The 11,476-nt window shown below is 41.9% G+C and carries 12 protein-coding genes and 1 tRNA gene; 7 read left to right on the top strand and 6 right to left on the bottom strand.

Translation table 11 applies throughout. The annotated features are described in order from the left end of the window. Positions 1-161, top strand: a 161-nt coding sequence (locus tag BGL89_RS06555; protein ID WP_286824999.1) for a Uma2 family endonuclease, incomplete at its 5' end; no start/stop codon positions are given. Positions 162-260: 99 nt separating this feature from the next. On the opposite strand, the gene BGL89_RS06550 is transcribed toward BGL89_RS06555, so the two are convergent. Both BGL89_RS06550 and BGL89_RS06545 read right to left on the bottom strand, forming a co-directional pair. Further along, complete coding sequence (locus BGL89_RS06550) at positions 261-728, bottom strand: DUF29 domain-containing protein (protein ID WP_286824998.1); 468 nt, start codon at positions 726-728, stop codon at positions 261-263. 122 nt (positions 729-850) lie between these two features. Beyond that, a complete protein-coding gene (locus tag BGL89_RS06545; RefSeq protein WP_286824997.1) occupies positions 851-1,450 on the bottom strand; it encodes a Uma2 family endonuclease in 600 nt (199 codons plus the stop codon). A 192-nt stretch (positions 1,451-1,642) separates the two neighbouring features. Between BGL89_RS06545 and BGL89_RS06540 the strand changes: the two genes are divergently transcribed. After that, entirely contained in the window at positions 1,643-3,238 is a 1,596-nt protein-coding gene (locus BGL89_RS06540; protein WP_286824996.1) for an Hsp70 family protein, read from the top strand. Between the two features lie 83 nt (positions 3,239-3,321). On the opposite strand, the gene BGL89_RS06535 is transcribed toward BGL89_RS06540, so the two are convergent. Continuing rightward, entirely contained in the window at positions 3,322-3,453 is a 132-nt protein-coding gene (locus BGL89_RS06535; protein ID WP_002757361.1) for a hypothetical protein, read from the bottom strand. Positions 3,454-3,649: 196 nt separating this feature from the next. After that, entirely contained in the window at positions 3,650-4,903 is a 1,254-nt protein-coding gene (locus BGL89_RS06530; RefSeq protein ID WP_286824995.1) for a competence/damage-inducible protein A, read from the bottom strand. A 491-nt stretch (positions 4,904-5,394) separates the two neighbouring features. On the opposite strand from BGL89_RS06530, the gene BGL89_RS06525 reads away from it, so the two are divergent. Both BGL89_RS06525 and BGL89_RS06520 read left to right on the top strand, forming a co-directional pair. Further along, a complete protein-coding gene (locus BGL89_RS06525) occupies positions 5,395-6,951 on the top strand; it encodes an AAA family ATPase (protein ID WP_286824994.1) in 1,557 nt (518 codons plus the stop codon). Between the two features lie 112 nt (positions 6,952-7,063). Further along, on the top strand, positions 7,064-7,336 hold the full coding sequence (locus tag BGL89_RS06520) for a SpoVT/AbrB domain-containing protein (RefSeq protein WP_286824993.1): 273 nt from the start codon (positions 7,064-7,066) through the stop codon (positions 7,334-7,336). 373 nt (positions 7,337-7,709) lie between these two features. Here BGL89_RS06520 and BGL89_RS06515 read toward each other — a convergent pair whose 3' ends face one another. After that, complete coding sequence (locus BGL89_RS06515; protein ID WP_286824992.1) at positions 7,710-8,096, bottom strand: DUF4359 domain-containing protein; 387 nt, start codon at positions 8,094-8,096, stop codon at positions 7,710-7,712. Positions 8,097-8,197: 101 nt separating this feature from the next. Between BGL89_RS06515 and BGL89_RS06510 the strand changes: the two genes are divergently transcribed. The 3 genes from BGL89_RS06510 (at position 8,198) to BGL89_RS06500 (ending at position 10,748) form a co-directional block, all read left to right on the top strand. Further along, a tRNA-His gene (locus BGL89_RS06510) sits at positions 8,198-8,270 on the top strand. Between the two features lie 275 nt (positions 8,271-8,545). Next, positions 8,546-9,490 (top strand): isoaspartyl peptidase/L-asparaginase, encoded by a 945-nt coding sequence (locus BGL89_RS06505; protein WP_286824991.1) that lies wholly within the window; start codon positions 8,546-8,548, stop codon positions 9,488-9,490. 70 nt (positions 9,491-9,560) lie between these two features. After that, positions 9,561-10,748, top strand: a complete 1,188-nt coding sequence (locus BGL89_RS06500) for an FtsW/RodA/SpoVE family cell cycle protein (RefSeq protein WP_286824990.1) — start codon at positions 9,561-9,563, stop codon at positions 10,746-10,748. Between the two features lie 301 nt (positions 10,749-11,049). Here the strand turns inward: BGL89_RS06500 and BGL89_RS06495 are convergent, their stop codons facing one another. Next, positions 11,050-11,250 (bottom strand): hypothetical protein, encoded by a 201-nt coding sequence (locus BGL89_RS06495; RefSeq protein WP_286824989.1) that lies wholly within the window; start codon positions 11,248-11,250, stop codon positions 11,050-11,052. Between the last annotated feature and the right edge of the window lie 226 nt (positions 11,251-11,476).

Raw genomic sequence — 11,476 nt, 5'->3', positions numbered from 1 at the left:
TAGATAATGGGACTCGTTTAGGTTGGTTAATCAATAGAAAAACTAGAGAAGTAGAAATTTATCGTCAAGGACAGGCAGTAGAAATTTTAACCAATCCAGAGAGTTTATCGGGGGAAAATATTCTGCCAGAATTTAGTTTAAATCTTACTTTGATTTGGTAAGCCAATTTAATTTAGGGAGTGATTCAGAAGTAGTGATTGCCGCTTAAGGCTTTGCTTTGTTAGGCATTGTATTCATATACAAAATACCAAACTTCCGTTTTAAGGAAGATAGTCATAATCAAGGATTTCTTCAAGGGTGAAGGGTGATTCAATCGGGAATAAATCAGCAGCAAGTTGATACTTTCTGACAGTATCCTCTCTGGCTGCTTGGTAACAATCTATCCAGATTTCAGGAATCAATCTTCTCAGACTTGGACTCTCTCTTAATAAGCGTTGAACTTGTCTGCGTTGTTCAACAACTGTGCTGCGCCACCCCTGAACATTTGTTTCCTTTTCAGTTAGCCAGTAAGTCAATTTAAGCAGATGTTCGGCAATGACGGTTAAGGGACTTTCTAGTTCTCGTTTTTCACTCCTTCCCATCGTTTCAATTTCTTCGATTAAATTTTCTAAGTCTAATTTTTCAAAACGATGTTCTTTGAGCAAGTTAGCGGTTTCTTGTAACCATCCATAGAAATCTTCTTGATAAAGACTTTTACCTGACGAGACTAAAGACTTTTCGATGCTCATTTGATGATGACCTAAAAATATGATAGAGCAATCGGCGATTCTTACCACTGTTGCCTCTTGCCTGTTGCCTATTGCCTGACTTCTGCCAGAAGTCTAATATCCTAGGATTACTCCTTAAAACATCAGAGCTTTAAATTTAAGCTAAAATTGGGTAAAACATCTTCACCCGATAAATCAGTGGGATTTTCTAATATCTCCACTTCCTTTGCTTGACGATAAATTGCAACTTGCCGATTCTGGGGATCGATTAACCAGCCTAACCTTGCCCCATTTTCCCTATATTCGAGCAGTTTTTTCTGTAATTTGTCAAGACTATCAGATTCAGACCGCAATTCGACCACAAAATCGGGACAGAGGGGAATAAATCCTTTTTTCTGCTTAGGGGTTAAAGATTCCCAGCGTTCTCGACTCACCCAAGATAGATCGGGAGAACGAATCGCCCCATTTGGCAGTATAAATCCGGTGGAAGAGTCAAACCCGACTCCTAAAGCTTCATTTTCTTCGCACCAGCGACCCAGTTGAGTCGTTAAGCTAAAATTACGCTGTCCTGATTCACCACCTGTCGGGGGATTCACGATTAATTCTCCTTGGGCTGTACGTTCTAATTTTAAGTCACGGTTGACCATAGCAAGGGCTTCAAACTGTTCAAGGGTGATCGAGAGAGCGATGGCGCTAGGAATTTCTAAGGAGAGGGTTTCGGGTGAGGTAGTAACTGCTAACATAATCCTTTGATCAGGTGCAACTCATATATACTATTAAAGATTATTTGTCAAGTTTTTGCTCAGACTTCTTTAGCTTGCGCTGACCCAATTCCCCTGGTTTTTCGGAAGCTTCTACCTCGATCGGGCGGTTTGCTGTAAATAACAGGTTACAATAGCGAATAATTAACTAAATTTACCTAAAAACCATCGATCGTGTTCTACGCTATTGATTTCGGAACCAGTAATACCGTCATTACTCGTTGGAATGGGGCGACAAATAGGGCAGAAACCGTCAAATTATCGGAGTTATCCCAACAAATAGCCGACAATCCGCCCCTAATTCCCAGTTTACTCTATATTAAATCAGCCAATCCCCTGCAAGTAATTGCTGGTCAAGCGGTACGGGATCGGGGTTTAGATATCGATCGAGATCCGCGTTTTTTTCGTCGCTTTAAACGAGGTATCGGGGCAAAAATTCAAGGATTTTTACCAGAATTAGAGGAAACTGTCCTCAGTTTCGAGGGGGTTGGTCAATGGTTTCTTGATAGCATCATCGACCACTTAAAAAACACCACCCCGGAAACCCCCCAATCTCTAGTTTTAACCGTCCCCGTCGATAGTTTTGAAAGTTACCGCAATTGGTTAAGCAATGTTTGTCAGGGGTGGGAAATCGAACAAATTCGACTAATTGATGAACCCACGGCCGCCGCTTTGGGTTATGGAACCATTGGGGATCAAGTGATTTTAGTGGTAGATTTTGGCGGTGGCACCCTCGATCTTTCTTTGGTACAATTAGATTTAGATAATCCTCAAAAAAATCAAGGTTTTATTCTCAAGTGGGGAGAAAAACTTTTAGGCAATAATTCTGCCCAAAAAACTAAACTAGCGAGAGTTTTAGCCAAGGCGGGGACAAATTTAGGGGGGTCAGATATCGACGATTGGATTGTCGATTATTTTGCCCAAAAGCAATCTTTAGCGAAAACTTCCCTGACTACTCGTCTAGCAGAAAGATTAAAAATTAAACTTTCTTCCCAATTAACCGCCGAGGAGGTATATTTTGATGAGGAAAATTTCGAGAGTTACGAGTTAAGCTTGGATCGAGAACAATTGACCGATATTCTCCAACAACAAAACTTTTTTAATCAATTAGATGATTTAATGACGGGAGTTTTGCAACAGGGAAGACGCAATGGAGTTGAAGTTAGCGATATCGATGCGGTGTTATTAGTCGGGGGAACCGTACAAATTCCGGCGGTAAAAGATTGGGTGCGACAATATTTTGATAGTAGTAAAATTAAAGAGGATCGACCCTTTGAAGCGATCGCTTTGGGAGCGTTACAATTAGCCCAAGGTTATCAAGTCAAAGATTTTCTTTATCATAGCTACGGCATTCGTTACTGGAATCGTCGCAAAAATGCCCACGCTTGGCATCCGATTATTAACTCTGGACAACCCTATCCTATGGAAAAACCCGTGGAATTAGTCCTAGGTGCTTCCGTGGACAATCAACCCAGCATTGAATTAATTATCGGCGAATTAGGCACGGAAAGGGGGGCAATGGAGGTCTATTTTGATGGTGATAAATTAATTACTCGTTCCCTCGGTAATGGAGAAACTAGCGTCCAAACCTTAAATGATCGCGAGGGGGCCCGATCGATCGCTAAACTCGATCCTTTAGGTTTTCGGGGTAAAGATCGCATTAAAGTGCAGTTCTGGATTGATGATCAGTGTTTTCTGCGGATTAATGTGGAAGATTTACTCAGTCAAGAATTGTTACTAAATAATCAAATCGTCACCAAATTAAGCTAGACTTTGCTTCACCTAAAAATCAAGTGCAGACTCATAGTAAGTTTGCACTGATATTATCGCAATATTCTGTTTTACCGGTGGCTTTATCGACTGTGATCGCGCACGGGGATCGGGATTAGTTCGGGTTCGGGTTCGGGTTCCGGACCAAAAACACTCTCGATCAGTTTGCGCGCCCATTCTCTCAACTTGTCTATCACTTCATCTAAATAGTCCATTGACCAAATGGCTCCTTTGAGATACTAGCTATGAGTTTTCGTCGATTGATCCCCGCAACAGCTTGATTCTAGAGAATTTTAACTAATTTTCATCGTTTGGCTGTTAAATCTGACGAGCGGGGGAATCTATATCTTGTATTTATATTAAGCTTAACATAAGTTTTTAGTCTGAGTATATATTCTTGGCAATTCTTTTTTAAGACATTATTAATAAATTCCGGCGTAGGCGATCGAGAGCGGTATAGGCACTAATCTGGCGAATGGTCAAGCGATCTCGATTTTCTCCGAAACGATGCTCTGATACAGTCACTTTTCCCTCAGGACTGGCTAAACCGATATAAACTAGGCCCACCGGTTTCGTCTCGCTGCCTCCTCCTGGTCCGGCAATACCCGTGATACTGATCCCCCAATCCGTAGCGAGGCGTTTTTGCACTCCTAGAGCCATCTGTTGGGCGACAATCTCGCTTACAGCCCCGAAATTATTTAAATCCCCTTCATTTACGTCTAAGAGGGCAACTTTTACCCGATTATCGTAGGAAATAACCCCACCCCCAAAATAATCGGAACTGCCGGCGATTTGGGTGATAATTTCCCCTAATCCCCCTCCAGTACAGGATTCTGCCACACTCAAAGTTTGTTTTTGCCGCCGCAAAAGTTCCCCCACTACCGAGGGCAAAGTTTCGTTATCAGCACCAAAATAATCTAATCCGGCGATTTCCTTAATTTCCGTCGCTACAGGTTCAATTACCTGCAAAGCAGCCTCTAAAGAAGGGGCTTTGGTCGCAATTCGCAAACGCACTTCGCCTAAACTAGCATAGGGGGCAACGGTGGGATTAGTCAGATCAAATAAATGGGCAACTTTTTCCGCTAAAGCTGACTCACCGATACCGCGAAATTTGAGGTAACGACTATAAATCCTCTCTTTGCCCCATCCTTGACTTTCTAGGTAAGGAATCGCCGTTTCTACCCACATTCTCTTCATTTCTGAGGGTACTCCGGGGAAAGTGAGAATAGTTACGTTAGTCTGTGGTTGCCAGATCATGCCGGGGGCGGTTCCGGTGGGATTTGGCAAAAAATCGGCTCCCACGGGTATTAAAGCCTGTTTACTGTTACTAGGAGGCATTTCTCGCCCTAAACTCGTAAATTTAGCCTCGATTTCTGCTAAAATCTCCTGATCTTCTCTGAGGGACGTTTGGAAAAAATCGGCGATTGTTTCTGTGGTTAAATCGTCGGGAGTAGGTCCGAGTCCGCCGGTAAAAATTAAAATTGAGGAACGTTCTCGGGCAATAGCGATCGCTTTTTTCAGTCTTTCTACATTATCCCCCACCACCGTTTGATAATAATGGGGAATGCCTAATTTTGCCAATTCTAGGGCTAAATATTGGGCGTTAGTATTAACTATATCCCCTAATAATAATTCCGTTCCTACACAAATAATTTCAGCGGCCATAATTTTTAACAATTAGCTTAAGATTTTCAATTTTGATCATCAACTGATCTCCTGTCACCATCGTTCGATCGGGTTTCGGTAACGATGGTCATGGAAGTTAACAATACCAGTGCGCTCCAACATTATACCAGTAAGCTATCAACAATCAAGGTCTTTTATATTAAATGCCACTTTGTTGCTGAACAGCCCATATATGATTCTGGGTAGTGATTCGATAGTAGTGGTAGTCTAATGTGGAGAATCACCTATGGGCTATCTGGTACTTTATCCATGACTATAATGCCCAATTAGCAAGGGTTGAGCTATCACCACGACAATAAAATCACTACCTATTAGCAAACGTAAAATCAGCGTACTATTCCCCTATATAACAATAATTGCTCATAATCAAGCATAACAAAGTATTGCCGATCATCACCTCTTCCTTCCTGCTATCAAAAACCCCACCAAAATCATCTAAAATTAAAATGTCCACTAAATAATAAAATTCTATGACTCGCTGGTTTAATATTGCAGGTCCGTGTAAAGACGATATCCACTATATGCTATCTCCCACAGTACGATTACCAGATTTAGAGGAGCTAATTCAACAACGTAGTTACTTTGTCCTTTACGCACCACGACAAACAGGGAAAACCACAGCAATGTTAGCCCTAGCACAACAACTTACCGATAGAGGAAATTATGCCGCAGTCATGGTATCAGTGGAAGTAGGAAGTGCATTTAATCATGATCCTGCTGCCGCAGAATTAGCAATTTTAGGAACTTGGTATGATACAATAAATATCCGTTTACCTAAAGAATTAAAACCAGCTGCTAAACAATGGCAACAGGAAGAACCAGGAAATAGAATTAAGGCTTTTTTAACAGGTTGGGCAAAATCTTTAAACCGACCTTTAGTATTATTTATAGATGAAATCGACTCTTTACAAGACCAAACATTAATATCAGTTTTACGACAGTTAAGAGATGGTTTTCCTAATCGTCCAGAAAATTTCCCGACCTCAGTAGGATTAATTGGTTTACGAGATGTGCGAGATTATAAAGTAGCATCTGGTGGTAGTGATAGATTAAATACATCTAGTCCTTTTAATATCAAAGTTGCTTCCCTGACTATGCGAAATTTTAATCTTGCAGAAGTGGGAGAATTATATCAACAACATACAACAGCAACAGGACAAATTTTTACACCAGAAGCAATAGAAACATCTTTTGATTTAACTCAAGGACAACCTTGGTTAGTCAATGCTTTAGCTAAAGAAATTGTAGAAAAAATGGTAAAAGATAGAAACATTGCTATTACTAAAGAACACATTTTAACAGCCAAAGAAATATTAATTGCTCGTCAAGATACTCATTTAGATAGTTTAACAGAACGGTTAAGAGAACCAAGAATTCAAGCCATTATTGAACCGATGTTAGCAGGTTTAGAATTAGGAAATATACCTAATGATGATATTCAATTTGTCATTGATTTAGGATTATGTAAAATGCACCCTTATGGAGGATTAACTATTGCTAATCCCATTTATCGGGAAGTTTTACCCAGGTTATTAACTGTGACACCAATGGCTTCTTTACCCATGATTGCACCCACTTGGTTAACCCCAGAAGGTGAATTAAATCTAGCTGCTTTATTAACAGCATTTCTCAAATTTTGGCGACAACAGGTCGAACCATTATTAGGTAGTACTGGATATCATGAAATCGCTCCACATATTGTATTAATGGCTTTTTTACATCGTGTGGTTAATGGTGGGGGAGTTTTAGAAAGGGAATATGCAATTGGTAGTGATAGAATGGATTTATGTCTGAGTTATAAAGATGTAATTTTAGGGATTGAATTAAAAGTATGGCGGGATAAAAAACGCGATCCTCAAGCTGATGGAATTGAACAATTAGAATCTTATTTAGGGCGTTTGGGGTTAGATTTTGGTTGGTTATTTATCTTTGATAGGCGGAAAAATGCTTTACCAATGGAAGAAAGGTTATCAACTGAGGTGGTGGTGACGGAAAATCAATATAGAATTACTGTGATTCGGGCGTGAGTGTTTCCAAAACTCACTGTTTGTGTTACATTGCATTAACGCACCCTACAGGATTAACTTTTAGAATTTTTGCTAAACTAGAAATAGGTAGAAAACAAGGAAATATAAAGTTATGACAGTTGCTAATTCATCACTTTCTCAACAGTACATACTTGATATTGAACCAGAAGGACGTTTAACTTTCCCCCAAGAAATCCAACAAATTTTTAATTTAGAATCTGGGGATAGATTAATCTTAACTCTGGAAGATAGCGGCAAACTCCAATTAGTCAGCCTCAAACAACAAGTTAAAAAATTAAGAGGTTTCTTAAAAGATAAATCACCTGATAGAAATTTAGTAGATGAACTTATTCAAGAACGCATACAGGAGTATTTAAGTGAATAAATCTGTGTTAGATGCTGCTGCCTTTTTAGCTTATCTTAGAGACGAACCAAGAGCAGAAATTGTAGAAAATGCCTTGATTAATAGGTGTTATATCAGTATTATTAATTGGGTAGAGGTATGATCAAAAATTGTTGATTTAGGAGAATCTCCAGAGGAAGTTATTAAACGATTGAGAGGTGAAGGATTATTAGAGAATAGTCTAGAAATTATTGCTTGTAATGACGATAAAAAAATGGAGGAGCACCTTGGGGCTGTTTGGTGCTTTATCGAAAAAATCGGGTCTAAAACCGCGCCTTAAGGCGAAAAGTTTTTGGAGCGGGGCATAAATCCCCGTTACAAAAGCGGCCTCCTGCCGACCGCCTCCGTTAACTGACTACAATTCTAAAGCTTCGTAGATGTATAATTTATTCAAAAAACCGACGGTGCTGAAGTGATAACTAGGTAAAGGGGGAGGGAACCATAATTCCGTTTGATAAACGCTGAAAATGACAAAATTCTTTCTAGTGGTGTTAGTTGCGATCGCTTCTTGTAAAAAAGGATGACCCGTATCCACCAACATTTTACAGTAACCCCGCAAGAGAGCCTGCACCTCGATGGAAGCTTGCGCCCGAGCGCAGACATTATCCTTAAGATAGCTAGTTAACCTCTGGGAAGCGTATTGTTCGTAATCTTGACGATTGGGGTTAGTTGTCAGCAATATTCCCGCAATTCCCCCTAAAACCACTCCTAACACCATTCCCCCTAACCGCGCCAATTTCATAAGCTCTCAAATCATCACTCACTTACCCTAACCATAGCCCGAATTAGGATAAAAAACCTGTTGTCAACGATTCGTTTTCTGGTATAGTGGATATGTGTAAGGCGAGCGTAGCCAAGTGGTTAAGGCAGTGGATTGTGGTTCCACCACTCGGGGGTTCGAGTCCCCTCGTTCGCCCTCTTTTTAAGGATCGCTGTTGATTAGACTTTGAGGAGAACGGTCAAGGTGTTGGCTAAACCGTATTTGAGGCAATTGAGCAAATTTTCGGTTCCAGAAATGAGCCAACGGCGAGTAATTACAGATAATTTTTCCCTTGCCTTTCCCCGTTCCCCCTTTCGAGACTGTGAATTTAATTTTGTCCAACTACTGACAGGTTAAGACGGCACTGGAGAAGCTCAGTAGCGATAACGTGATAGTTTAGATCTGATCGGTAATGTGATATTGGGAAAATAATGACCAGAGTAAATCCGAAGTTAATTATTCATGGGGGAGCGAGTTCCCTAGAGGACAAAGGTGGTTTAGAATCAGTCCGCAATTCTCTCCGGGGGATTGTTAAGAATATTTACAACCTCCTTGACAATGGTGCTAGTGCTGTGGAGGCGGTGACAAAAGGATGTATGTTACTGGAGGATGAACCGCGATTTAATGCCGGGACCGGTTCGGTGGTGCAATCGGACGGTCAGGTGCGAATGAGTGCAGCCTTGATGGATGGTCGTCACCAGCGTTTAAGCGGTGTCATTAACGTCTCGCGGGTACAGAATCCCATTAGCCTAGCCCAATTTCTCCAAAGTCAAGAGGATCGCATTCTCTCGGAAATTGGAGCTGCAGATCTGGCCAGAGAATTACAAATTCCCCTCTATGATCCCCTCACCGATTATCGGATTCAAGAATGGATGGAGGAAAGAAAGACGAATTTTAACCGTAAAATGGCCAGTTTATTCGCCGACTCGTCAGCGCAACGGGGAACTATCGGGGTGGTGGCCCTTGATCAGCAAGGAGACATCGCCGCCGGAACTTCTACCGGGGGTAAGGGACTAGAAAGAATCGGTCGCGTTAGTGACAGTGCCATGCCGGCTGGCAATTATGCGAATCCATGGGCAGGAGTAAGCTGTACGGGGGTCGGGGAAGATATTATCGATGAGTGTTTAGCCGCTAAGGTGGTCATTCGCGTCACCGATGGTTTTTCCCTCGCCGCTGCCGTGGAGAAATCCATGCGCGAATCCCAAACTAATGGTCGGGATCTGGGCATGATTTCCCTTGATCGTCAGGGGAATATTGTTTGGGGGAAAACGGCGGAAATTCTCTTGGCTGCCTATCACGACGGTCAGGCGATCGGTGATACCCTAGAATGGCACGGTGAAAATGTGGGTTTAATCGGTCAAGTAGCCGTCGGATAGGGGAACAAACTGCGATCGATCCGAGTCTTTTCGGTTAATCTGTACAAGATACTTCTTCTCGAAAATCTCCGTGTGGCAATATATTATTCCTATTTTTGACCCCGATGTGAAAAACTGGTCAGCCGAAGCGCGATTATTGCGCTGGATGACTTTTTTGTGGCTGTCAGTCGGGTTAGTGGTGCTTTTTTCCGCTTCCTACGCTCTGGCTGACAGTCGCTTTGATAACGGACTATACTATTTTATACGCCAATTAATCTGGCTTTGGATTGGCTTAATTGGCTTTAATTTCCTGGTGCGATTGCCGATCGAGAAACTCCTCAAAATCGCACCCTGGATGATTTTATTAGTTTTAGGATTAATTTTGATCACTCTTATCCCCGGTTTGGGAACTAATATCAACGGTGCCACCCGTTGGATTAAAATCGGGCCGATTCTCTTGCAACCGTCGGAATTTATGAAACCGTTTCTCGTCCTGCAAGGGGCGGCGGTTTTTGGTGGTTGGCCGCGTTTAAATGTCAATCAACGATTAACTTGGATCGCTATTTTTGGGCTAATTCTAGCGGGCATCCTCTTACAACCTAACTTGAGTACCACTGCTCTTTGCGGTATAACTCTCTGGTTGATCGCTCTTGCCTCCGGTCTGCCTTTATCCTACATGACCAGCACCGCTTTACTGGGTTTAACTATGGCCGTGGTTAGTGTTACTTTCCGCGAATACCAGAGAAAACGGATTTTGTCTTTCTTAAACCCCTGGCAGGATCCCCGGGGTGATGGTTATCAATTAGTGCAGAGTTTACTGGCGATCGGTTCTGGCGGAACCACCGGCAGCGGTTACGGTTTATCCCAACAAAAATTATTTTATCTACCCTTCCCAGATACGGATTTTATTTTCGCTGTCTTTGGCGAGGAATTTGGTTTTATTGGCGGTATTTTACTGTTAATCATGCTATTTCTCTACGCTACTCTCGCCCTGATCGTGGCGGTTAAATGTCGTCATCGCATCAAAAAATTAGTGGCGATCGGGGCGATGGTAATTTTAATCGGTCAATCCCTGTTAAATATCGGTGTGGCCACTGGTTCTTTACCCACTACTGGCTTACCTTTCCCTCTCTTTAGTTATGGCGGCAGTTCCAGTTTAGCCAGTCTCTTTTTAGCCGCCCTCTTAATCCGCGTGGCTAGGGAAGAAAATGACCCCGATCCGGTTCCCACCAGTAAAAAAAGTCCTCAGAAAATTGTCTCGGTTTTCACTCAATATTAGATTTATTCAGCAAGCTCTAATTAGGGTCTGCTGAAAAAGTTTTTCGGTGGGGGTAGGAGTCAGGAGTCAGGAGTCAGGAGTCAGGAGTGAAAGTCCCAATCCTATTTTCTTGCACTAACATCGGACTTTAACAGGTCAAAAGCTTTATTTTAAAAGGGTTTTACCATTATTCAGCAAGCTCTAATTAAAGATTTTCTTAAGATTTCTGTCCATAGCCGCTCCCCGCTCCCATGCAGTCTCAACAAGAGTTTTAGGCTTAACCGAGCCGTATTACCCCCGTTCCCCGTTCCCCGGCCAAACCCTAGAAATCAACGGGAATAATCCATTGGGTCGGTTGCGTCAGTTTTTTCAGTCTAGCGGTTTCTGCCATTTCTAACATCTTTTCCAAAGAAGTTTCGGCAATAAATTTAGCTGCTTCGGCGGCATGGGCTTGATTGGGGCATTTATCGCCTAAAATACAACCATTTAGGCAATCTACAGCACAATTTACCTGTTTTTCCATAAAAAAATTCTTTTTCTGACTAGATTTGTCCTTTATATTTTAACCCAACTTTTTTAAGTAGGGTTTGCTGAATAAATCTAAAAACCTTGTTGGATAAGGCTTTTAGACTTTTTTGACCTCAAAAAGTGCCGACCTTTGGAGTGATTGAGGGGAAAATTCCGGGACTTTTTCCCTGAAAATTAGGTAATTGACCAGGTGAAAATGGGTAAAACCCCACACCCCACAC

The sequence above is a fragment of the Microcystis sp. LSC13-02 genome (assembly GCA_002282935.1).
GTDB lineage: Bacteria > Cyanobacteriota > Cyanobacteriia > Cyanobacteriales > Microcystaceae > Microcystis.
The sequence above is the reverse complement of the archived record's forward strand: the minus strand, read 5'-3'. Positions and strand labels throughout refer to the sequence as shown.

Excerpts from the sequence above, each read along its gene's own strand:
- BGL89_RS06535 (WP_002757361.1), bottom strand. The coding sequence starts at position 3,453 with ATGGACTATTTAGATGAAGTGATAGACAAGTTGAGAGAATGGGCGCGC.
- BGL89_RS06530 (WP_286824995.1), bottom strand. The coding sequence starts at position 4,903 with ATGGCCGCTGAAATTATTTGTGTAGGAACGGAATTATTATTAGGGGAT.
- BGL89_RS06495 (WP_286824989.1), bottom strand. The coding sequence starts at position 11,250 with ATGGAAAAACAGGTAAATTGTGCTGTAGATTGCCTAAATGGTTGTATT.
- BGL89_RS06550 (WP_286824998.1), bottom strand. The coding sequence starts at position 728 with ATGAGCATCGAAAAGTCTTTAGTCTCGTCAGGTAAAAGTCTTTATCAA.
- BGL89_RS06545 (WP_286824997.1), bottom strand. The coding sequence starts at position 1,450 with ATGTTAGCAGTTACTACCTCACCCGAAACCCTCTCCTTAGAAATTCCT.
- BGL89_RS06525 (WP_286824994.1), top strand. The coding sequence starts at position 5,395 with ATGACTCGCTGGTTTAATATTGCAGGTCCGTGTAAAGACGATATCCAC.
- BGL89_RS06505 (WP_286824991.1), top strand. The coding sequence starts at position 8,546 with ATGACCAGAGTAAATCCGAAGTTAATTATTCATGGGGGAGCGAGTTCC.
- BGL89_RS06515 (WP_286824992.1), bottom strand. The coding sequence starts at position 8,096 with ATGAAATTGGCGCGGTTAGGGGGAATGGTGTTAGGAGTGGTTTTAGGG.
- BGL89_RS06520 (WP_286824993.1), top strand. The coding sequence starts at position 7,064 with ATGACAGTTGCTAATTCATCACTTTCTCAACAGTACATACTTGATATT.